This is a genomic window from Shewanella marisflavi (assembly GCF_002215585.1).
Classification (GTDB): Bacteria; Pseudomonadota; Gammaproteobacteria; order Enterobacterales; family Shewanellaceae; genus Shewanella; species Shewanella marisflavi.
The window spans coordinates 1459947-1481633 of the sequence record NZ_CP022272.1; the positions used below are offsets into that span (position 1 = coordinate 1459947).

Below are 21687 nucleotides of genomic sequence, written 5' to 3' on the forward strand. Positions count from 1 at the left end.
GCAGGCTTGTTTACCAATGGCAAGAGCCGCTAGTGTTGCTTATGACCAAAGTTGACTTCTTGTTCGGGGAACCATTTTTCATAGAGACGCTGTATCTCGCCTTCAGCAATCAAGATCCCCAGTGCAGTGTCGATTTGCGTGAGTAGGGCTTGATTACCTCGCTTAACCGCGAAGGCCACTGGCGAACCGGGATCGGGATTGTCGAGTATCTTCACCTTGATTCCCATCTGCCGCGCCAGATAGAAGCCTACCGCCTTAGGCATAATAGCGGCCTGGATTCGACCTTCCTTTAGCATCTGCATCGACTTCTCCTTACTTTGAGTGCCGATAATGCGAAAATCGTACAGGGTGCCCAACTCCTTCCAGTGTGTCTCGATGTAGGAGTGGCGATCGCCGCTGACAAATTCGTTGTGAAGATCCTCAAGCTTAGTGATCTGTTGGTTGTCTTCGAGAATGAATATCACATCATATCTATGGTAGTAAGGCTGGGTGAACTCAAAGAACTTGGCTCTAAGGGCGTTGACCTCCATGCCTGCAATCACCTCGATATCACCAAACCTAAGCTCATTAAATACCAGATCCCAGGCTTGCTGCCTAAACTGAAATGGCAGGCTGAGACGCTTAAAAATCAATCTGGCCACATCGGCATCGAACCCTGTCGTTTCACCGTTTATGGAAAACTGATAAGGGGGGAATCCGGTGGCTACGCCACATCGTGTCGGTGGCGTTTGCTGCGCCTGAGTCGCAAGACTCAAACAGAGGATTAGGCTGCCAAGAAGCAGCTGTTTGTAGGTAGCAATGTGGGGCATTAGTTGAGGTGGCCTGCTAGTTTCATCTTTTCACTCATAGGGGTTTAGTTTAGTTGGTTTTGTCGTCTTGGAGCGAACGTGCTAAGGGCCACCCTGGCAGGCGCGTCTTCGCTAATGGCCATAATAATATTGTGGATAAGGCCTAAATAGCAAACAAAAGCTGTTACAATGTGTTTTATTGTCGTAAATTCAATTTGATAGGTAAAAATAATCTTTATTATCGCAGCCTTGTTTAGTGTGTCTTAAATTATATCCCCTATGAGACCTGGCTCAAAAAATCAACACTTGTAACCAGTGTTGATACAGAAATATTGCGTTAGATCAATTGTCAATTCGTCGTCAGGCGTCAAAATTCAGGCACTTCTTGGATAACTTATTAAAATGCAATGCGAAATAATCAACCCGTGATAGACAATGAAGTCCCGCTGACCGACGATGACATCTTGCTCTCCACGACAGATCTCAAAGGCAATATAGGTTATGCCAATGAGGATTTTTGTCGTATCTGTGGCTTCTCTGAGGAGGAGCTGCTGACTCAGCCCCATAATATAGTACGTCATCCCGATATGCCCAAGGACGCCTTCGCCATGTTGTGGCAAAGCCTGGCCAAGAAGCAAGCCTGGCTCGGTGTGGTGAAAAACCGCTGTAAAGATGGCTCTTTCTACTGGGTCAACGCCTATGTAGCACCTGTATTAGAAAATGGTCAGGTGAAGGAGTATCAATCGGTACGGCGCCGGGCAAGCCGCGAGCAGGTAGAGCGCGCCAGCGATATCTATCAGAGCCTCAATAAGGCAGAGAGTCGCACTGAAATTACTGATGCGCGCCTGAGTTTTGGCGGCAAGTTAACCCTGTTTGCCTTGAGTTGTCTCTTACTCGGGATTGTCCTCACCATGGTTTCTCCCTGGCTTGGGCTGCTCTGCTTGCCCTTGATATGGTTTGGGATGCACCGGCTGCTTGCGCCGCTAAGGAGACTCAATGACCATGCGCTCGCTATTGTGTCAGATCCTGTGGCTAGACATATCTATGCCGGGCGGCGGGATGAGATAGGTAATATTCACTTTGCTATGGAGTTCACGACGGCAGAGATAGCCGGTGTGGTGGGGCGCATGACTGACGCCTCGAGCGCCATCGCCAAAGACAGCGACGAGCTGCTTGGTTCTATTACCGAGGCGGCCGATCGCGCCGATGGCCAGAATCAACAAACCGCCCAGGCTGCAGCGGCCGTTGAGGAGTTAACGGCCAGCTTTAATGAACTGGGGCAGCAGATAAAACAGGTGTCGGTGGATGTCGAGGCGAGCCAGGCGGCGGTGCAGCAGGGCTATCAGCAGCTCGATGCCGTGGTGGCCAGCATAGATGAGCTACATCGCGAGGTGGGTAACTTTGCCAATGTGGTCAGCGAGATAGAGCATGACAGCGTAGCGATAAACCAGGTGCTTGAGGTGATCACTAAGATTGCCGAGCAGACCAATCTGCTGGCGCTGAATGCGGCCATCGAGGCGGCAAGGGCTGGTGAATCTGGCCGCGGTTTTGCCGTAGTGGCCGATGAGGTTCGCCAGCTATCGGCGCGCACCGCAGATTCTACCAGTCAGATCGATGCCATCATCGCCAAGTTTCAGCAGAGCACAGCCAATGCGGCTCATACCCTGAGCGCCGGTCAGCGTCAGGCGACTCAGGCGGTGCAGCTGGTTAAGCAAGCCGAGGAGGTGTTTGCCGAACTGGTCAATCGTATCGATAAGATCAATCAGATGGCTGAGCTGAGTGCAGATGCCATGCAGGAGCAGGGATTGGCAGCGGTAGATATCAGTGATTCGCTGCAGGCGATCAGCGAGCTGGCCAGCGAAGGCTTCGAACAATCCCAGGCCGATAGGCGCTTGGGTGAGCGCACCTCACTTAAGTCGGTCGAGTCTCGGCAACTGGCACGTCAGTTTTGGCGTCAGGCGGTGCATCGCGCCAATGCCTAGGCGTGTCGCAAGAATGCTTAGCAGTATTGGTTAGATAACAAAAAGCCCAGACAATTCTGGGCTTTTTTAGGTTTAGCGATTGTGATTAGAGCTGCATCTCTGGGACGTGCTCGGGCACAATCAGTTTGCCGGCCGTCTTGGCGACGATCTCCTCGACACTCACCCCTGGGGCTCGTTCCAGCAGGTGGAAGGCACCATCTTTGATCTCCAGGAAAGCAAGGTCAGTTAGCACGCGCTTGATGCAGCCGTAACCGGTCAGCGGCAGCTCACATTTTGGCAGCAGTTTAGAGTTGCCGTGCTTATCGGCGTGCATCATGGTGACGATAATATTATCGGCACCGGCTACCAGATCCATGGCACCGCCCATGCCTTTGATCAGCTTACCAGGGATCATCCAGGACGCGATAGAACCTTCCACATCCACTTCGAAGGCCCCCAGCACGGTGAGATCCACATGACCACCACGGATCATGGCAAAACTCTCGGCCGAGGAGAAGAAGGAGGCGCCAGGTACCGCAGTAACCGTCTGTTTGCCCGCGTTGATGAGATCGGCGTCTATGGTCTCTTCGGTAGGAAACTCGCCCATGCCGAGCAAACCGTTTTCCGACTGCAGCATCACCTGCATGCCTTCGGGAATATAGTTGGCGACCAGAGTTGGGATGCCTATGCCTAAGTTGACATAGTAGCCGTCTTGCAGCTCTTGGCTGACACGCTGTGCCAGTTGTTCTCTCGATAAAGCCATGGTGTCGCCTCCCTATTTACTCTTCACTGTACGCTGCTCGATACGCTTCTCAAACGTACCTTGGATCAGGCGATCCACATAGATGCCTGGGGTATGGATATGGTCGGGATCCAGCTCGCCCGGCTCGACGATATGCTCGGCTTCGACCACAGTGATTTTACCAGCGGTAGCCATCATAGGGTTGAAGTTAGCGGCTGTCTTGCGAAATACCAGGTTACCCATGGTGTCGGCCTTCCAAGCGCGTACCAGAGCGAAGTCGGCGGTCAGCGCAGGTTCGAGCACATAGTGACGACCATCGATCTCACGGGTCTCCTTACCTTCGGCCACTGGCGTGCCGTAACCGGTCGCGGTGAAGAAGGCGGGGATACCGGCACCACCGGCGCGGATCTTCTCGGCCAGGGTGCCCTGAGGGGTGAGGATCACGTTAAGTTCACCCGAGAGCATCTGCTGCTCGAAGGTGGCGTTCTCGCCAACGTATGAGGCGATCATGGTGCTGATCTGACGGCTCTTAAGCAGTAGCCCCAGGCCGAAATCATCGACCCCGGCGTTGTTTGAGATGGCGGTGAGGCCCTTGGCACCACTCTTAACCATCTGGGCAATTAAGCCTTCAGGAATGCCACAGAGGCCGAAACCTCCCACCATCACTGTCATGTTGTCTGTCAGACCTTCCAGTGCTTCTTCATAGCTGCCGACCAGCTTATTGAGTCCTGCCATTATTATTATCTCCTTTGAGAGTAAGCCGGGCCTGAGCCCAGCCCTGTTATTCTGTTAACGCGCGTGCGACCTTGGCACCGCTGACTCTGCCCAGTGCCTGGCTGATACTGTTACCTGCCTTGATCAGCGCATTAAGATCTATCCCTGTGTCTATTCCCATACCGTGGAGCATATAGACCAGATCTTCGGTGGCCAGGTTGCCCGATGCGCCTTTGGCATAAGGGCAGCCGCCAAGCCCTGCCACCGAGCTGTCGATGACACTGACGCCGGTCTCCAGGCAGGCGAGAATATTGGCGAGCGCCTGGCCATAGGTGTCATGAAAGTGTAGTGCCAGTTTCTCCACCGGCACCTTTTGCGCGACCGCTTCCACCATTCTACGGGCATTTAAGGGGGTGCCAACGCCTATGGTGTCACCCAGAGAGATCTCGTAGCAGCCCATTTTGTAAAGGATTTCTGCCACGCGAGCCACTTCCTCTACCTGTATCTCGCCCTCGTAGGGACAGCCCAGCACGCAGGAGACATAGCCGCGCACCGGGATCTGTTTTGCCTGAGCCGCCTCCATTACGGGGATGAAGCGCTCGATCGACGCCTCGATAGAGCAGTTGATGTTGCGCAGGCTGAAGCTCTGTGACGCTGCGCCGAAGATAGCGACCTCGTCAGCCCCGGCGTCAAGCGCAAGTTCCAGTCCCTTAAGGTTAGGAGTCAGGGCGCTGTAGACAACGCCTGGGCGTTTACTGAGCTGGCGGAAGATCTCGCCAGAGTCGGCCATCTGCGGCACCCACTTGGGGGAGACGAAACTGCCAGCTTCGATACGGGTTAGGCCCGCTTCGCCCAGTTGGTCAATTAGAGCTAGCTTGTCGGCTGTGGTCACCGCCTTCTCGTTTTGCAGGCCGTCGCGGGCGCCGACCTCGAAGATGCTGATCTTGCTTGGATAGCTGTACGTCGCGGACATGATTAAGCGTCCTCTTTCGCAGTGACTTCGAGCAGCAGGGCGCCGTCGCTCACCAACTCGCCTGGCTGGAAGAAGAAGGCAGCGACTTTGCCGTCAAACGGTGCCTCTATGGTGTATTCCATCTTCATTGCTTCCATCACCATCAGGCCTTGACCCGCCTCGACCTCATCGCCCACTTCGACCAGGTGAGTGACGATAGTGCCGTTCATCGGCGCCTTGAGCTTGTCTTCGCTGCTGGCTTGATCTTCAATCACCTCGGTTTGCAGGGCGCGGAAGTGGTAGCTGCCGCTCGGCAGGAAGAGGGTGAAATCGTCGCCTTCACGGCTGACGGGGATCTTGCTCTTGTGGCCGTTGATCTCGGCGTGCAGCAGATCTTGCTTGAGTTCGCCGCTCAGTGTCAGCTGCTGATCGTTAAGGTTCAGGTAGTAGCAATCGCCAACCTGACTCAGGGTCAGATGCTGGATCTCATGTTCATCGTCTAGCAGGGATAGCTGATGCATGCCGCTGCGGTTGAGCCTAAAGCCGCTGACCTGACCCCAAGGAGAGTAGGGATCCTGGCTGTTGGTCGCTGTGAGCTTGGCCTGCTCTTTCTGTGCGCACAGGTGATAGAGCGCGGCGAAGGCCAGGGCGCCATTCAGCTCATGGCTGTTGTCACCATCCAAGTTCGCGCCAATCAGGGTGTCGCCATAACGCTCGATGAAGTCTGTGCTGAAATCGCCCTGGCCAAAGGCCTGGTGTTCGGCGATGTTAGCCAAAAATTCTATGTTGTGCTTGAGGCCGCTGATCTGGTACGACTCCAGGGCATGCACCAAGCGCTGCAGGGCGCGGGGGCGCGACTCGTCCCAGACGATCAGCTTGGCGATCATAGGGTCGTAAAAGTTACTGATCACATCGTTTTCGCGGATACCGGAATCGATGCGCACATAGCGGTTCTGCTCGGGTTCACGTAGGAAATTGAGCTTACCGCTGGCGGGCAGGAACTCGTTTTGCGGATCTTCGGCGTAGATACGTACCTCGAAGGAGTGGCCGTGAATGCGCACATCCTCCTGGCTCAGTGGCAGCTCGCTGCCGCTGGCGACCATCAGCTGCCATTTGACCAAGTCCTGACCCGTGACCATCTCGGTCACAGGGTGCTCTACCTGCAGACGGGTGTTCATCTCCATGAAGTAGAAGCTGTTGGTCTCGTCACTGGCATGGGTGTCCAGCAAAAATTCTACCGTTCCCGCGCCCACATAGTCGATCGCCTTGGCAGCGGCCACAGCGGCCTCACCCATGGCGCGGCGCAGGCTGTCAGACAGGCCAGGGGCCGGAGCTTCTTCAACCACCTTTTGGTGACGACGCTGAATCGAGCAGTCGCGATCCGACAGATAGATACAGTTGCCCTGAGTATCGGCAAACACCTGCACCTCGACATGGCGAGGCTGTCTCAGGTAACGCTCGATCAGCAGCTTGTCGTTGCCAAAAGAAGAGGCGGCTTCGCGGCGGGCCGAGTTGATCGCCTCCAGGGCTTCAGATTCCGACTCGACGATACGCATTCCCTTACCACCACCGCCGTAGGCAGCTTTAATTAGCTGAGGGAAACCTATCTCTTTAGAGGCCTTGAGCAGCACCTCGTCGCTTTGGTCGTCGCCGTGATAACCGGGCACCAGAGGTACATTGGCCTTTTCCATGATGATCTTGGCGGCGCTTTTGCTGCCCATGGCATCGATGGCATCGGCACCCGGTCCGACGAAGGCGATACCGGCTTGTTCACACTGGCGGGCAAAGTCGGCGTTTTCCGACAGGAAACCGTAGCCAGGGTGGATAGCCTGGGCGCCGCTGCGCTTGGCGATTTCAAGGATTAATTCGCCCTTGAGGTAAGACTCGCTCGGGGCGCTGCCGCCTAAATAGAAGGACTCATCGGCCATGGCCACATGACGGGCGTCCTTGTCGGCGTCCGAATAGAGGGCCACGGTTTTGATACCCATGGCCTGTGCGGTCTTGATGATTCTGCAGGCGATTTCGCCACGGTTGGCGATCAATAATTTGGTAAACATGTTAGCGTGCTCCCCGAACTGGTAGGGCAATAGGGTCTAAGATGATCTCTGGCTTCATTAGGCGTTCCACCTTGGGCTTCTCTTCTCGAAGAAGGCGTTTAGCCCCTCCTGTCCCTCGTCTGAGACGCGAATGCGGGCGATACGCTCGCTGGTGTAGGCCAGGGTTTGCTGGTCGATAACACCATCTTCCAGGCGTGACAGCAGGGTCTTGACCCAAGCCATGCCTTGAGGGCTATTGCCCTTGAGCGCCGTGACGATGGGCGCACTGGCCGCATCGAGGTCATCGTTAATTTCATGGATCACATTGAGCTTAAGTGCCGTTTGGGCGTCGAAACGCTCGGCGGTCAGCATGTAGCGGCGCGAGGCGCGCTGGCCCATGGCACGTACCACATAGGGGCTGATCACCGCTGGGATAAGCCCGAGTTTTACCTCGCTCAGGCAGAAGCTGGCGCGGCTGTCGGCGATGGCGATATCGCTGGCGCAGATTAGCCCCAGAGCGCCACCAAACGCTGCCCCTTGTACCAAGGCCAGTGTCGGCTTGGGGAACTTGTCCAGCTTGTGCATCAGGGTCGCCAGCTCGTTGGCGTCACTCAAGTTTTGCTCGAAATCCATCTTGGCTTGCTTGCGCATCCAGTTGAGATCGGCGCCGGCGCTAAAGTTACGGCCATTGGCCTTAAGCACCAACAGCTGACAGTTGTCATCTTTGGCGAACAGGTCGAGGGCGGCGATCATCTCGGCAATCATCACCTCATCGAAGGCGTTATGTTTGTCGGCGCGGTCAAGCACCATCTCGCCGACCCCGTCGCTTAGGGCGCAGCTTAAGTATTTAAATTCTTGTGCGATTGTTTGGCTTGTCATGGGTATCCTCCCTTGCCTCTGCGTTATCGATTGCTGACTAAAGCGGCGCATTACATGCGGAATACGCCAAACTTAGTCTCCTCAATTGGCGCATTGAGCGCTGCAGAGAGGGCAAGGCCGACCACGTCACGGGTTTGGGCCGGGTCGATAATGCCATCGTCCCACAGTCGGGCGCTGGCATGATAAGGATGTCCCTCCTTGTCATATTGAGCCACGATAGGGGCGCGGAAGGCGGCCTCATCTTCGGCGGACCATTCCACCCCTTTGCGGGTCAGACCGTCACGGCGTACGGTTGCCAAAACGCCGGCCGCCTGCTCGCCGCCCATCACAGAGATGCGCGCGTTAGGCCACATCCACATCATGGTAGGCTCGAAAGCGCGGCCGCACATGCCGTAGTTACCGGCGCCGTATGAGCCGCCGATGATCACGGTGAACTTAGGCACGGTCGCGCAGGAAACGGCGGTCACCATCTTGGCGCCGTGTTTGGCGATCCCTTCGTGCTCATACTTCTTACCCACCATGAAGCCAGTGATGTTTTGCAAAAACAGTAGTGGGATCTTGCGCTGGCAGCATAGCTCGATGAAGTGGGCGCCTTTTTGCGCCGACTCGGAGAATAGGATGCCGTTGTTGGCGACTATGCCCACGGGATAGCCGTGAATGCGGGCAAAGCCGCACACCAGAGTGGCGCCATAGTTCGCCTTGAATTCGTCGAAATCTGAATCATCCACTATGCGGGCAATCACCTCTTTGACATCGAAAGGCTTCTTCAGATCCGTGCCGACTATGCCGTAAAGTTCATTGATATCGAACTTAGGCGGTTTAGCTGGACTTAGTTGACTGGCGATCTGCTTGTTGTGATTGAGTCGGGTCACTGCCTTGCGCGCCAGTTCGAGGGCGTGGTCATCGTTTTGCGCCATATGGTCGGCTACGCCTGAGATCTTAGTATGCACCTCGGCGCCGCCCAGCTCTTCGGCTGAGACCTCTTCGCCGGTCGCGGCCTTCACTAATGGTGGTCCCGCGAGGAAGATGGTGCCTTGCTCTTTGACGATGATCGATTCATCGGCCATGGCGGGTACATAGGCGCCCCCAGCGGTACACAGGCCCATCACCACGGCGATCTGTGGAATGCCTTTTGAGGACATCTTGGCCTGGTTATAGAAGATGCGGCCGAAATGGTCTCTGTCGGGAAATACCTCGTCTTGGCGGGGCAGGTTTGCTCCGCCTGAGTCCACCAGATAAATGCAGGGCAGGTGACAGCGCTCGGCGATCTCCTGGGCCCTAAGGTGCTTCTTCACCGTCAGTGGATAATAGGTACCGCCTTTTACCGTGGCGTCGTTGGCGATGATCATGCACTCGACGCCGCTGACACGACCGATACCGGCGATGATGCCCGCAGCCGGTACCACGTCTTCATAGACCTGGTAGGCGGCAAATTGGGAGATCTCCAGAAACGGCGAGCCGGGATCCAGTAACTTCTCGACACGTTGACGTGGTGACAGCTTGCCACGGGAGAGATGGCGCTCCATGGCCACGGCGCCACCGCCTTGTTCGATTTCAGACAGTTTTAATTTGAGATCGGCGACCACCTGGCTCATCTGTTGATGCTTGGCCTTAAACTCGTCGCTGCGGGGATTGATTTGACTGCTCAGTTGCGTCACGGCTTGGTTCCTTTTAAGACTGTGGTGAACGGGAAGCGGCGATTGCCCGCCCGAGGCCGGACAGGATCCGGCCTACTTTACGCATTCGATTATTTCGACTCGTTGAACAGCTCGCGGCCGATCAGCATGCGACGGATCTCTGAGGTGCCGGCGCCAATCTCATAGAGCTTGGCATCGCGCAGCAGGCGACCCGTGGCGTATTCGTTAACATAGCCGTTGCCGCCCAGCAGCTGGATAGCATCCAGTGCCATCTTGGTAGCGAGCTCCGCGCTGTAGAGGATGGCACCAGCAGCGTCTTTACGTGTGGTCTCACCGCGATCGCATGATTTGGCGACGTTATAGATGTAAGACTTGGCGGCGTTCATGCCTGTGTACATGTCGGCAAGCTTTCCCTGTACCAGCTGGAACTGACCGATAGACTTGCCGAACTGCTCACGCTCGTGAATGTAAGGCACCACGATATCCATACAGGCGGTCATGATCCCTAACGGGCCGCCTGAAAGCACTACGCGCTCATAGTCCAGACCGCTCATCAGCACCTTAACGCCGTTGTTGAGGCCGCCAAGGATGTTCTCTTCTGGCACTTCGCAATCTTCGAACACCAACTCACAGGTGTTAGAGCCGCGCATGCCCAGCTTGTCGAGTTTTTGCGCTTGACTGAAGCCCTTGAAACCACGCTCAACGATGAAGGCGGTGATGCCGTGTGGGCCCTTGTCCATATCTGTCTTAGCGTAGATCACATAGGTGTCGGCATCTGGGCCATTGGTGATCCACATCTTGTTGCCGTTAAGGATATAACGGTCACCCTCTTTACGGGCGCTCAGCTTCATAGAAACCACATCTGAACCCGCGTTAGGCTCGCTCATCGCCAATGCGCCGATATGCTCACCGCTCACTAGCTTGGGCAGGTACTTGGCCTTCTGCTCGCTATTACCGTTACGATTGATCTGGTTAACACACAGGTTTGAGTGCGCGCCGTAACTCAGGCCAATTGAGGCGGAGGCGCGGGAGATCTCTTCCATGGCCACCACGTGCGCCAGGTAACCCATGTCTGCTCCGCCGTACTCTTCAGGCACAGTGACCCCAAGCAGACCCATTTCGCCCAGTACAGGCCATAGCTCGTTAGGGAAGGCATTTTCCTGATCGACTTTCGCGGCGATAGGGGCGATTTCGTTGGCGGCGAAGCTTTGCACTGCGTCACGCAGCATGTCCACATCTTCACCTAGGCCAAAGTTGAGAGAGGAGTAGAGTTGAGTCATTGTTTTATCCTACAGGTCTAATTTTTATAATTTTTATCAGGCCGGTTTATCCAGCCTTGCTTGTGTTCAATTTGTTGCTGTGTTAACTCGATATGGATTTTTTGGCGCCTTAGGCTTGTTCTTGCTGCTCCAGTGCCGCACGGCACTGTTGCTCGGCAGAGTTGAGCTCCATCAAGACCACCTTGATGTCGTCCATCTGCTGTTGCAGGGCCGATTTTTTCTCTTCCACCAATTCCAGCATGGTATGTAGCTGAGTACTGCTGTTCTTGTCGGCGTCGTATAGTTCAAACAGACGGCGGGTTTCGGCGAGGGAGAATCCCAGACGTTTACCCCTTAAGATCAGCTTGAGACGTACACGATCTTTCAGACCATAGATGCGGGTTTGCCCGCGGCGTTTGGGTTTCAACAACCCCTGATCTTCATAGAAGCGGATACTACGGGTAGTAATGTCGAACTCCTTTGAAAGGTCGCTGATAGAGTAGGTGGTCTGTGGACTGTGTTTGTCGCTCATCGAAAAAATACCATATTGATTAACTTGTCTAGCACGATATATGAAGTTTACGTAAAGGTAAAGATTTTGGTGGTCGGATTGGCCCATTTGGCTGTAAAAATCTTAGTGATAACTGGTGGAATAACCACCAGTCCTGACTTTGGGGCTAGGTTAGGGAGGTTGCGAATAAGTCCTAGTGGCCTTCTCTTTTATAGAGAGTGGCTTACACAGCAATTGGCGTTCAAGGCGTCTGACTGAAGGCATGGCTGGGCCTGGCAAAGTCAGATAACGCAGAGAGCCGGTTACTGTGAAAGCGCCGAAGGGCGTAGTTTACTGGCCAGCCTGCTGTGTTGTGTTTCTTGCAAAGAATTTGGGCCATTTGCCGCGAACCATGCCTTGCATTCAGGCCTGTAAGCCGACGCAGAGCACACAGGGGACTTGGTCTCACCTTCCTTAGGCAAAGGTCTAATGGGAAAAGTGTCACTTGGCTCCATAATGTGATCAATGGCGCATTAGCCAAATCGTATGGAAGGGGAAGTCGATATGTCGGGCGTCAGCCGCGCTCGCATGTCATTCGGAGAAGATCACATGAAGGATTTGCATAATCAGTTACACCAGGAATCTATCGACAATCCCAACGCCTTTTGGGCCGAGGCCGCTGGCGCCTTAGTCTGGGACAAGGCGTTCGAGCGGGTACTCGATGATAGTCAGGCACCTATGTATCGCTGGTTTAGCGGCGGACAACTCAACACCTGTTATAACGCGGTCGACCGTCACGTTGAAGCTGGGCGCGGCGAGCAGGTGGCGATTCAATATGTAAGCCCGATTACGGACACCGAATATGGGATCACCTATAACGAGCTGCAAGCCCAGGTGAGCCGACTGGCCGGTTATATGGCCAGCCAGGGCGTGACCAAAGGCGACAGGGTGATCATCTATATGCCCATGGTGCCAGAGACCGCCTATGCCATGCTGGCCTGTGCGCGGTTAGGGGCGATTCACTCAGTGGTGTTCGGAGGTTTTGCCGCCAACGAGCTGGCGACCCGTATCGACGATGCCAAGCCTAAGATGATCCTTTCCGCTTCCTGCGGCGTGGAGCCATCGGGCGTGGTGGCCTATAAGCCGCTGCTGGATGATGCCCTCGAACAGGCAAGCCATCAGGTGGAGCAATGTGTGATCCTCAACCGCCCTCAGTTACAGGCCGAATTAGTCGATGGCCGCGACATAGATTGGCAGAGCGCAGTGGCCGATGCGCCCAATATCGAGTGCCAGACGGTGGATGCGACCGATCCGCTCTATATTCTGTATACCTCGGGGACCACAGGCCAGCCCAAAGGTGTGGTGCGCGATAATGGCGGTCATGCGGTAGCACTCGCCTGGTCGATGAAGCATATCTATGATATCGACCCGGGTGATGTTTTCTGGGCGGCTTCGGACGTGGGCTGGGTTGTTGGCCACTCCTATATTGTCTACGGCCCCTTATTAGTGGGCGCCACCACAGTATTGTTTGAGGGCAAACCCGTAGGCACGCCAGATCCTGGCATCTTCTGGCGCACCATTGCCAAATATGGGGTAAAGAGCTTCTTTACCGCGCCGACAGCGATCCGCGCCATTAAACGTGATGACCCAGAGGGCAGTTACCTTGAGGGTGTGGATCTTAGTTGTCTCGGTACTTTATTCCTCGCCGGTGAGCGCTGCGACCCGGATACCCTGCATTGGGCCGAGCAGCAGCTCAATAAGCCGGTGATCGATCATTGGTGGCAGACAGAAACCGGTTGGCCGGTCGCGGCTAACCTGATGGGGACCGCGCCTGTGCCGGTTAAGGCGGGTTCTCCGGCTAAGGCAGTGCCAGGTTATGACGTGCAGGTGCTCGATGAGATGGGCGATAGTGTCGCGCCGGATCAGTCGGGTAACGTAGTGATCAAGTTGCCATTGCCACCGGGTACGCTGGCGACCCTGTGGCAAAACGAGGCGCGCTACAAGGAGAGTTACCTCTCTATGTACCCAGGTTACTACCTCACAGGGGATGCCGGTTACATGGATGAAGAGGGTTATCTCTATATCATGAGCCGCATCGATGACATCATTAATGTGGCCGGTCACCGTTTGTCGACCGGGCGCTTCGAAGAGGTGCTGTGTCAGCATGAGGCGGTGGCCGAGGCGGCGGTGATCGGGGTGGACGACAAGCTTAAGGGACAGGTGCCACTGGGGTTAGTGGTGCTCAAGAAAGGCTGCGATCTCAGCGACGAACAGCTTTACAAGGAGCTGATCGCCCTGGTACGTGAGCAGATTGGCCCTGTGGCAGCCTTTAAACTGGTGAGCGCCGTGCCTAAACTGCCCAAGACTCGCTCGGGTAAGATCCTGCGCGGTACCATGCGTAAAATTGCCGACAACCAGGATTTCAAGATGCCGGCGACTATCGAAGACCCCTACACGCTGGAGTTGGTGCGCAACGCCCTGACCCGCATGGGTTATGCCGACGCTCACGTTTAAGGTGTTTGTTTTTCACGATTTAAAAGGGCCCTAGGGCCCTTTTTTAATGTCGGCTTCGTTTTACAACTTAAAGGTATCGATGCGCGTTATCAATTGCAGCCAAATGCTGCTTGTATAAGGCTCGTATACAGGAGTCGTAAAGAGATAGGGGCGCTCAAGTATAAGCCGCAGCAGCAGTAGCGTGAGTTTATCTTAGTAAGGAGAAGCTTTTCGCCTGCGGTTTAAATATCGCCATTGATAAATGGTTTTAAGCTGTCGTATGCTGAGATGGCACTTTAATCCAAAAGGTTGGGGAAAATGAAGAGTAAGTATCTAGGAATAGTGTTGTTGGTCATCGGCGTAGCGTTAGCCTGGTGGGGGTATAACATCTATGACTCAACCAGTTCGCAGATCACCCGAGCGGTCAACGGCGATACGCCCATTGAGGCTTGGGCTGGTATGGTTGGTGGCGCCATCTGTGTGTTGATTGGCCTATTAAAATTAAAATAATCTTTTAGCTCTGACTGGTTAAGCCTGCATTTTTGCGGGCTTTTTGTTTTTAAGGTGAAGGATAGAGTAATAAGCTGGGCTGCTAGATAGCAAAGCTAGGCCTTTGGATAACTTATATACGGGCTAATTGGTGCCGCTTTTCTGTATTTTGGGCTCTGATAGTACAATCCTGACAGTATAAGACAGGGCAATTATCGTAAAAAAAACCGGCATAGAGCCGGTTTATTTGAAGTATCTTCAAGGATGCTAGTTAGGCGAGTTTAACCAGCATCTTACCTCGGTTCTTGCCTTCAAATAGGCCGATAAAGGCCGCCGGAGCATTGTCCAGTCCTTCATATATGGTCTGCTCTGCCTTAACTTGGCCATTTGCCAGCCACTGACTCATTTGCTGGGTAAACTCGCCATAGTGCTGCCAGTGCTCGAACACGATAAAGCCTTCGATTCTCAACTTTTTCATGATGATATAGGCAAGGTTGCTTGGGCCTGGAGTTGGCTCGGTATCATTGTACTGGGCGATCATGCCACACACGGCAATACGACCATGGTCGTTCATGTTATCCAGCGCTGCGGCTAAATGCTCGCCGCCGACGTTTTCAAAGTAGACATCTACCCCTTGAGGGGCCGCCTCTTTGAGTGCCTGACTCAGGTTAGTGGTGCGCTTATAGTTGATCACCTGCTCTATGCCCATCGCCTTGAGCGCTTCGGCTTTCTCGTCTGAGCCCACAGACGCAACGACCTTGGCCCCCATCAAAAGACCCAACTGACAGGCAACACTGCCCACGGCGCCAGAGGCGGCTGAGACAAACAGTGTTTCGCCTTCTTTTAACTGGGCGATGCGATTAAGGCCGGTCCAGGCGGTCATGCCTGGCATACCCAACACCCCAAGGAAGTGGGATTCAGATAAGGGGGTCTCGGGTAACAGAGTGTGATCAGCGCCGTCGGTAATGTAGTGGCTACGCCAGCCTTTCATGCTGCTGACTTTGCTGCCGACTGGGAAATCGGCATGGTTAGATTCGATCACCTCACCAATAGCGCCGCCTTCTAATACTTGGCCCAAGGCAAACGGCGGGATATAGCTCTCTCTGTCTATCATGCGGCCACGCATGTAGGGGTCGACCGACATCCATAGGTTTTTTACCAAAAATTCTCCGGCTTTGAGTGGTGGTAACTCGATCTGTTTTTGGCTGAAATTCGCTTGGGTAGGCATGCCTTGTGGACGGCTGGCCAACAGTATCTCTTGTGCTTGCATAGATTGAACCTCATTTTACTTTGCGCGCTAACTAATTGTGGTAAACTCTACAAACAAATTAAGCGCAATGCAAATACTTTGTGCGCAAAGTAATTCGTTTTATTACCCGAGTATCTTGCATCAATTTTGTTAAGATAGTTGTAGGCTAAGGTGGCTGGCGGCGCTAAAGTGCAGAGCCTTAGTAATAGTTCGAGTCAAAAACGGTAAAAATAATGAGTAAGCAGATGAGTGAAGTACAAGTGACAACTGATGCCGCCGCGGGCGATAGCCTACAACAGGGCGGCGAATGCCTGTCAGATAACGTTTGCTTTGCCCTCTATACCGCCGCCAATGCCTTGGTGCGCGCCTATCGTCCCTTATTGCAAGAGTGCGATCTTACCTATCCCCAGTACCTGGCGATGCAGGCCTTGTGGCTGAAAGATAACGCCAGCCTGACGGATCTCTCCCTAGCGACTCGTTTAGACTTGGGCACCTTAACCCCCATAGTGAAGCGCCTTGAGGTCAAGGGACTCGTGGTGCGCCATGTGGACCGCCGTGATGAGCGAAAGAAGGTGATTCAGGTGACTCAGGCCGGTGAGGCGCTTAAACAGGATGCCCTGGCGCTGAAGCAGCAATTGCTCGCTAAGGTGACAGCATCGGATGAGCAGCTCGAGCAGCTAAGGTTGATCTGTCTGAATCTGACCCAAGATCTCAATGTCGGTTAGTCCAGGTGCTTGATGTGAAAAGCGAAAACACTGTTCTGAAATGCGGCCAGTGAGCGGGGAGTTTTCCTAGTAATTAACTTACCAATTTTTGTATAATCGCGACCAATTTCGTGCCTATCGACTATGTGACTCGCAGTTGTCGTCATAACCTTTTTTAAGCTTATGATTTAACTCAGATAGTCCAGACTATAATAAAAGATAGGTGTAGACAGTCTCTGTTTCCCATGGGAAAAATCTAATGCAAAATCACTCAGACCTCCTCGATATTGGCGTGATTGGCCTAGGCGTCATGGGCAAAAATCTGGCGCTTAATATTGCCGACAACCATTACCGTGTCGCCGCCTTCGATCTTGATAGTGCCAAGATAGATGCCTTGTTGGAGCAGGAGCAAAAAGAACGTCCTGCCGATAAACCTCAACGTATTGAAGGATGTAGCAATCTTTCAGAAATGTTATCTAGTCTCGCAAAACCTCGCATTCTGGTGTTATCGGTTCCGGCCGGTGCGCCTGTCGATGGCGTCTGTCATGCATTGCTTCAAGCAGGTATCGAAGCCGACGATATCGTGGTCGATACCGGCAACAGCCTTTGGACTGATACCGTGGCCCGTGAAGCCCAGTATAAAGATCAATTTATCTTCTTTAGCTGCGCCGTTTCAGGTGGTGAGATGGGGGCACGTTTTGGCCCCTCTTTGATGCCCAGCGGCGATATCAAGGCGTGGGACAGAATTAAGCCGATTTGGGAAGCGATTGCGGCCAAGGTTGACCCGCAAACGGGTTTGCCTATCGAGCGTCAAGAGCCTGGTAACCCTGTGACAGAGGGCGAGCCCTGTACCACTTACATTGGTCCGGCTGGCGCCGGTCACTATGTGAAGATGGTTCACAATGGCATTGAGTATGCCGATATGCAGCTGATCTGTGAGGCTTATCAGCTGCTCAGCGAAGGCTTAGGGTTAAGTGCAGCAGAGGTCGGCGAGATCTTTGCCCGCTGGAATCAGGGCAGCCTGAACAGTTATCTGATGGAGATCAGTGCTGACGTCTTGTCGCAGGTGGATCCCTTAACAGGCAAGCCATTGGTCGAGATGATCTTAGACAAGGCGGGGCAGAAGGGCACTGGCCTGTGGACGGCGGTGAGCAGTTTGCAAATTGGTTGTCCGGCGCCCACTATCGCCGAAGCCGTATACGCCCGGGCGGTGAGCACTCAGAAACAACAGCGCCAGCAGTTGAGCCTGTTGCTGGCCGGTCCTGCGCCGCTGAGCTTAAGCGAAGATGAGCGCGGAGTCTTTATCGACCAGCTGGAAAATGCCCTCTATTGCGCCAAAATCGCCTGTTACGCCCAAGGCTTCCAGCTGATGGCGATGAATGCGCAGGAGCGTGGTTGGCAGTTGGATTTTGCCGAAATTGCTAAGATATGGCGTGCCGGTTGTATTATTCGTGCTACCTTCCTGCAATCGATCACCCAGGCCTATCAACAGGCACAAACCGCAGGTCAGCCTCTCGCTAACCTGCTGATGGCTGAGACCTTTAGTCTGGCGTTATCGGCCAAGCAGCAAGATTGGCGTCATGCCGTGGCCAAGGCGATCATGAGTGGTGTGCCCGTACCCTGTATAGGTTCGGCGCTGGCCTATTACGATAGCTATCGCTGCGAGACCCTGCCGGCTAATCTGCTTCAAGGTCAGCGTGACTTCTTCGGCGCCCATACCTTTGAACGTATCGATAAGCCAGCCGGTGAAAAATATCACCTCAACTGGAGTCATAGCGATCGCACGCTTGAGAAGCTCTAATTGCTGATGAACATAAAAAACCGCTACTGATACCAGTTAGCGGTTTTTTTATATCTAAATTTGGCGCTGGCTGACGTTAGCCCTGACAGCCGCCATTCTCGTAACAACTGGGCTTACGGGGACAGCTGGCACCGCGGGCGCAGATGAGCCTGGCTTCGCTGTCGATACCGCGCTCGACCCAGTTGATGTTGAGGATCTTAGCCACCCGCTTGATATCTGTCTTGATATTGCTGGGGAGGGGCGATGAACCGCCATTGTCGACACAGGCCTCTTTGAGTTGTTGGGCCACTTGATTAGCGTCGCCGCCCTGGGCCTCGATGGCGGGATTGAGGTCGATACCGGCGCACAGCACGTGGGGATTACCGGCAAGATCCTTTACCCGAATCGACTCGCAGCAGTAGATCTTCGGCTCGTTGGCTACATCTAAGATGGAGATTTGCGCCGATGAGCCTTGGGTGGTTGCGTTAATCATTCTAAATACTGCCCAGTGCTGGCAGGGATCTTCCACCTGACGCATATTGCCCCAGGGCAGCGGAATGCCGTTACCTCGATAGACGGCCTTAAGCTTCCCGGGGGAGTAAGCATCGAAATAGTGCCAGTGGCTATAGGGGGAAACCGCCGTCATGCGGCGCATGGCCACCGAGGGGGAAACATCGACCAACCTGGCAACGTCTATCTCGTAACCATGTCTGTCCAATAGCTGCCTGAAGGGCACCTTAGGGCAGAGCAGGGCGCCAGCGAAAAAGCTGGATTCAAAATCGCGCCAGGCGTGCAGTATATCCTGGGCATCGACGGTCGATGATTGAGGCCTAAGATCGGCTTCTTCCACTAAGCTTGTGCCATGGCTGCGACCGGCCACCATGATGCTTTTCAGGCCATCTTTGTTGTGTAGCACGCTATGACCTATGTGCACCGCCAAGTCATACTTGAGTCGGCGGGTATGCTGGTTAAGCAACTTGTTAAGACAGATTTTGTTGGGCAACTCGAAGTAGGAGGTGATGATATGTTGTTGGGTCGCTCCAGCCTCTTCGCGGATTGCCTTGGGCGCGCGGGAAAACCATTTCACCACCAGACCGAGGCGCTGCACGATAGCCAACAGATCCTCCAGGCTTAATGGCATGCGTTTTAGGCCCACCTCTTCGGCGGCGCGCTCTAAATCGGGAAAGTGGTTTTGGTGATGCTCCTGATGGGCGCGAATTAAAAGGTGAGCGAACTGGCGACCGCTGATCCCGGTTTGCGACAGCATTTCAGGGATGGCAATTTGTAAAATTTCATTGGAAAACAGAAAACTGGGTTCCAGCGCCATGCCGCTTATCCCACCGCGGGAGCCTTTGACTGGGGTGATAGCCTGCTCCTCGGGAGCATCATCGAGAAACCAGTCGACCTCTTTTTGAAACACCGCCGCAATCACGGCCAGCATGCCTGCACTGGGCACGCGTTTACCGCGTTCGATCATCGACAGGTAAGAGACTGAAGGGGCTGAGTCGGCATCAACCCTAATACAGCGGGCTGACAGATCTTCCATGGTTAGGTTATTGCGTTTTCTGAGGTTACGTATCTTAGTGCCCAGAAAATGTGACTTTCTCATCAAGCTGCTATTTGTCTTCATTTTGTAAAATTCACACTGTGAAATTTCTATTGTGAAATTGTAATGAAAAAGTGGCTAGACTACAAATTAAGCAATCGGGGAAATCTATTAGCCCTTGAGCGTCACACTAAGCTGTAAGGGAAATATCTCCTCAGCGAGTCACATAGCGATCACGAAATATGAGGGATGAGGCGATGAATATGCATACAGAGCAACTAGACCAGAGTATTTACAACTTCATCAAGCAGGTAATGCCAATGACACTGATAAACGGAAATAACGCTCTGGCCCCACAAGGTCAGGAGCAAGATACCTTGACCTATGCCAAGCAGATCTTAGATCAGTATTTTCCCCTGGATCAGGGTTCGCATCAGGATGTCTGCAGCTATGTGATTTACTACAAGCAACTGCTAGCCTTCTTCGCCGATGGCAGCCAGAGTGGTCTGGCACAGCCAAAACAGTTTGTGGCGCTGTCGGGTCACAAGTGTGAGCCTAGCTCTCTAGTGCTGAAAAATAATGGTTTTCATATTGAGATTGCCATCGATCGTAGAGGTGAGCAGGGACGTCATGATCTGGCAGGCATCAATGATGTACAGGTCGAGGCGGCATTGATGACGATAGTTAATAGCGAGCAGAGCCCTTGTCAGCGCAGCTGGACCAGCCTGGTGACTGGCCAAGCCGATAAGCATTGCAAGGAGTTCACTTCAAAAGATGGCAACGAATACTGCCTGTGATCTTTCCATCGACTCGCTATAAAAAATGCCAGCATTTCGCTGGCATTTTTTATGGCTATTTGTATTCAGCCTGACGTTTACGCCAGGGCCAGTCCTAAGCTGAACAGAGCGCTAAAGATCACCGTGAGCTTGGCGGTGCGTCCTAATAGGGGGTTTAATGCCGCCCCCGAGGTTTGGCTAAATTCGCTGTTTAATTTACGCGCCAATACCAGAGAGAGTCCACCGAGTAAGACAGGCAGACCAGGTAGTAAGCCCAGCAAGAAGCCACCAATGATGAGTGCAAAAGGTAGGTATACCAGTGCCTGATATAGGACTCTGGCTTGCCCTTCGCCAATTTTAACCGCCAGGGTGTGCTTGCCCGCTTTGGTATCTGTGGGAATGTCGCGGGTATTGTTGACCAGCATTACGGCGGCGTTAAACAGGCCGATGGCACTGCCTAAAATCCAGGCGGCAATGCTGGTGTCATTGGCCTGCAGATAGTAGCTGCCTACGACGGCAACCAAGCCGAAGAAGACAAAGGCGGCGACCTCACCAAGGCCATGTGAGGCCAGCGGATAGGGGCCGCCACTATACCCCAGGGCGCCGAGTATTGAGGCCGCGGCTAAGATGGCGATAGGCCAGCCACCGTGGTAAATCAATAGTGAGCCAACTAATAGCGCCAGCACTAAGCAAGCCACCATGGCATTGCGTACCTTGTTGGGGGCAAGCAGGCCACTTTGGGTGACTCGTACCGGGCCTAGTCGCTCTTCGGTATCGATACCACTCTTAAAGTCGAAGTAGTCGTTGGCGAGGTTGACGGCGATCTGCAGCAGCAGGGCGCACAGCATTGAGGTGGCAGCAATCAGCCAGCTAAATTGCGTTAGTGAAAGTGCAAGCGCATTGCCGACCAAAAGGGGGCCAATGGCTGCAGGTAAAGTACGGGGGCGTGTCGCCAAAATCCAGGGATTCATTATGTGAGTTCGTAGTTGTTAGGGTGGGGATGGGAGCGAAGCTCGACAAACTTTGACCAAGCATAGCAAAAAAGGCGAACTCGATGAAGCGCTTGAATTAGCATTATGTGAACAGCTTCGTTTTATTTGTGTGGTTTGCCACTTCTGCTTGCTATCAGTTTTAACAAAGCTTAACGGCACTGTTAAAACTTTGTGTATTTTTGAAGCGGCGCACATCTCCA

The 21687-nt window shown here is 53.8% G+C and carries 18 protein-coding genes; 6 read left to right on the forward strand and 12 right to left on the reverse strand.

Translation table 11 applies throughout. From position 1 onward, the window contains the following. Nucleotides 1–29: 29 nt before the first annotated feature. Nucleotides 30–809 carry a transporter substrate-binding domain-containing protein gene (locus CFF01_RS06430; protein WP_088904256.1) on the reverse strand — a complete coding sequence of 260 codons (780 nt, stop codon included), beginning with the start codon at nucleotides 807–809 and terminating at the stop codon, nucleotides 30–32. Between the two features lie 386 nt (nucleotides 810–1195). Here CFF01_RS06430 and CFF01_RS06435 point away from each other — a divergent pair, with 386 nt between their 5' ends. Beyond that, on the forward strand, nucleotides 1196–2770 hold the full coding sequence (locus tag CFF01_RS06435; RefSeq protein WP_088904257.1) for a methyl-accepting chemotaxis protein: 1575 nt from the start codon (nucleotides 1196–1198) through the stop codon (nucleotides 2768–2770). 85 nt (nucleotides 2771–2855) lie between these two features. On the opposite strand, the gene CFF01_RS06440 is transcribed toward CFF01_RS06435, so the two are convergent. The 8 genes from CFF01_RS06440 to CFF01_RS06475 form a co-directional block, all read right to left on the reverse strand. Continuing rightward, entirely contained in the window at nucleotides 2856–3512 is a 657-nt protein-coding gene (locus CFF01_RS06440; protein ID WP_033537609.1) for a 3-oxoacid CoA-transferase subunit B, read from the reverse strand. Nucleotides 3513–3524: 12 nt separating this feature from the next. Further along, a complete protein-coding gene (locus CFF01_RS06445; RefSeq protein ID WP_033537610.1) occupies nucleotides 3525–4226 on the reverse strand; it encodes a CoA transferase subunit A in 702 nt (233 codons plus the stop codon). A 46-nt stretch (nucleotides 4227–4272) separates the two neighbouring features. Beyond that, complete coding sequence (locus CFF01_RS06450; RefSeq protein ID WP_088904258.1) at nucleotides 4273–5178, reverse strand: hydroxymethylglutaryl-CoA lyase; 906 nt, start codon at nucleotides 5176–5178, stop codon at nucleotides 4273–4275. Between the two features lie 2 nt (nucleotides 5179–5180). Continuing rightward, nucleotides 5181–7214 (reverse strand): acetyl/propionyl/methylcrotonyl-CoA carboxylase subunit alpha, encoded by a 2034-nt coding sequence (locus CFF01_RS06455; protein WP_088904259.1) that lies wholly within the window; start codon nucleotides 7212–7214, stop codon nucleotides 5181–5183. 57 nt (nucleotides 7215–7271) lie between these two features. Next, a complete protein-coding gene (locus CFF01_RS06460; RefSeq protein ID WP_088904260.1) occupies nucleotides 7272–8072 on the reverse strand; it encodes an enoyl-CoA hydratase-related protein in 801 nt (266 codons plus the stop codon). A 50-nt stretch (nucleotides 8073–8122) separates the two neighbouring features. After that, on the reverse strand, nucleotides 8123–9730 hold the full coding sequence (locus tag CFF01_RS06465) for a carboxyl transferase domain-containing protein (protein ID WP_033537614.1): 1608 nt from the start codon (nucleotides 9728–9730) through the stop codon (nucleotides 8123–8125). Nucleotides 9731–9819: 89 nt separating this feature from the next. Then, nucleotides 9820–10989 carry an isovaleryl-CoA dehydrogenase gene (locus CFF01_RS06470; protein WP_033537615.1) on the reverse strand — a complete coding sequence of 390 codons (1170 nt, stop codon included), beginning with the start codon at nucleotides 10987–10989 and terminating at the stop codon, nucleotides 9820–9822. A gap of 109 nt (nucleotides 10990–11098) precedes the next feature. Beyond that, entirely contained in the window at nucleotides 11099–11500 is a 402-nt protein-coding gene (locus CFF01_RS06475) for a MerR family transcriptional regulator (protein WP_033537616.1), read from the reverse strand. A gap of 567 nt (nucleotides 11501–12067) precedes the next feature. Here CFF01_RS06475 and CFF01_RS06480 point away from each other — a divergent pair. After that, nucleotides 12068–13972 carry a propionyl-CoA synthetase gene (locus CFF01_RS06480; protein ID WP_088905894.1) on the forward strand — a complete coding sequence of 635 codons (1905 nt, stop codon included), beginning with the start codon at nucleotides 12068–12070 and terminating at the stop codon, nucleotides 13970–13972. 297 nt (nucleotides 13973–14269) lie between these two features. Further along, nucleotides 14270–14461, forward strand: a complete 192-nt coding sequence (locus CFF01_RS06485; RefSeq protein WP_033537618.1) for a DUF3185 family protein — start codon at nucleotides 14270–14272, stop codon at nucleotides 14459–14461. 250 nt (nucleotides 14462–14711) lie between these two features. Here CFF01_RS06485 and CFF01_RS06490 read toward each other — a convergent pair whose 3' ends face one another. After that, nucleotides 14712–15710, reverse strand: coding sequence for an NADP-dependent oxidoreductase (locus tag CFF01_RS06490; protein WP_088904261.1), 999 nt, complete (start codon nucleotides 15708–15710; stop codon nucleotides 14712–14714). Nucleotides 15711–15934: 224 nt separating this feature from the next. Here CFF01_RS06490 and CFF01_RS06495 point away from each other — a divergent pair, with 224 nt between their 5' ends. Together CFF01_RS06495 and gndA are read left to right on the forward strand one after the other, a co-directional pair. Further along, nucleotides 15935–16414: a MarR family winged helix-turn-helix transcriptional regulator gene (locus CFF01_RS06495; protein WP_232479516.1), complete on the forward strand. Its 480-nt coding sequence runs from the start codon at nucleotides 15935–15937 to the stop codon at nucleotides 16412–16414. A 238-nt stretch (nucleotides 16415–16652) separates the two neighbouring features. Then, nucleotides 16653–18194, forward strand: coding sequence for an NADP-dependent phosphogluconate dehydrogenase (gndA, locus tag CFF01_RS06500; protein WP_088904263.1), 1542 nt, complete (start codon nucleotides 16653–16655; stop codon nucleotides 18192–18194). Nucleotides 18195–18270: 76 nt separating this feature from the next. Here gndA and CFF01_RS06505 read toward each other — a convergent pair whose 3' ends face one another. Continuing rightward, entirely contained in the window at nucleotides 18271–19803 is a 1533-nt protein-coding gene (locus CFF01_RS06505; RefSeq protein WP_088904264.1) for a DUF3612 domain-containing protein, read from the reverse strand. 173 nt (nucleotides 19804–19976) lie between these two features. On the opposite strand from CFF01_RS06505, the gene CFF01_RS06510 reads away from it, so the two are divergent. Continuing rightward, nucleotides 19977–20516: an aldolase/citrate lyase/malate synthase family protein gene (locus CFF01_RS06510; RefSeq protein WP_033537623.1), complete on the forward strand. Its 540-nt coding sequence runs from the start codon at nucleotides 19977–19979 to the stop codon at nucleotides 20514–20516. Between the two features lie 77 nt (nucleotides 20517–20593). Here the strand turns inward: CFF01_RS06510 and CFF01_RS06515 are convergent, their stop codons facing one another. After that, nucleotides 20594–21466 carry a 1,4-dihydroxy-2-naphthoate polyprenyltransferase gene (locus tag CFF01_RS06515; protein WP_033537624.1) on the reverse strand — a complete coding sequence of 291 codons (873 nt, stop codon included), beginning with the start codon at nucleotides 21464–21466 and terminating at the stop codon, nucleotides 20594–20596. Between the last annotated feature and the right edge of the window lie 221 nt (nucleotides 21467–21687).

Coding starts and splice junctions, on each gene's coding strand:
- CFF01_RS06430 (WP_088904256.1), bottom strand. CDS start 809: ATGCCCCACATTGCTACCTACAAACAGCTGCTTCTTGGCAGCCTAATC.
- CFF01_RS06435 (WP_088904257.1), top strand. CDS start 1,196: ATGCGAAATAATCAACCCGTGATAGACAATGAAGTCCCGCTGACCGAC.
- CFF01_RS06440 (WP_033537609.1), bottom strand. CDS start 3,512: ATGGCTTTATCGAGAGAACAACTGGCACAGCGTGTCAGCCAAGAGCTG.
- CFF01_RS06445 (WP_033537610.1), bottom strand. CDS start 4,226: ATGGCAGGACTCAATAAGCTGGTCGGCAGCTATGAAGAAGCACTGGAA.
- CFF01_RS06450 (WP_088904258.1), bottom strand. CDS start 5,178: ATGTCCGCGACGTACAGCTATCCAAGCAAGATCAGCATCTTCGAGGTC.
- CFF01_RS06455 (WP_088904259.1), bottom strand. CDS start 7,214: ATGTTTACCAAATTATTGATCGCCAACCGTGGCGAAATCGCCTGCAGA.
- CFF01_RS06460 (WP_088904260.1), bottom strand. CDS start 8,072: ATGACAAGCCAAACAATCGCACAAGAATTTAAATACTTAAGCTGCGCC.
- CFF01_RS06470 (WP_033537615.1), bottom strand. CDS start 10,989: ATGACTCAACTCTACTCCTCTCTCAACTTTGGCCTAGGTGAAGATGTG.
- CFF01_RS06475 (WP_033537616.1), bottom strand. CDS start 11,500: ATGAGCGACAAACACAGTCCACAGACCACCTACTCTATCAGCGACCTT.
- CFF01_RS06480 (WP_088905894.1), top strand. CDS start 12,068: ATGAAGGATTTGCATAATCAGTTACACCAGGAATCTATCGACAATCCC.
- CFF01_RS06485 (WP_033537618.1), top strand. CDS start 14,270: ATGAAGAGTAAGTATCTAGGAATAGTGTTGTTGGTCATCGGCGTAGCG.
- CFF01_RS06490 (WP_088904261.1), bottom strand. CDS start 15,710: ATGCAAGCACAAGAGATACTGTTGGCCAGCCGTCCACAAGGCATGCCT.
- CFF01_RS06495 (WP_232479516.1), top strand. CDS start 15,935: ATGAGTGAAGTACAAGTGACAACTGATGCCGCCGCGGGCGATAGCCTA.
- gndA (WP_088904263.1), top strand. CDS start 16,653: ATGCAAAATCACTCAGACCTCCTCGATATTGGCGTGATTGGCCTAGGC.
- CFF01_RS06505 (WP_088904264.1), bottom strand. CDS start 19,803: ATGAAGACAAATAGCAGCTTGATGAGAAAGTCACATTTTCTGGGCACT.
- CFF01_RS06510 (WP_033537623.1), top strand. CDS start 19,977: ATGAATATGCATACAGAGCAACTAGACCAGAGTATTTACAACTTCATC.
- CFF01_RS06515 (WP_033537624.1), bottom strand. CDS start 21,466: ATGAATCCCTGGATTTTGGCGACACGCCCCCGTACTTTACCTGCAGCC.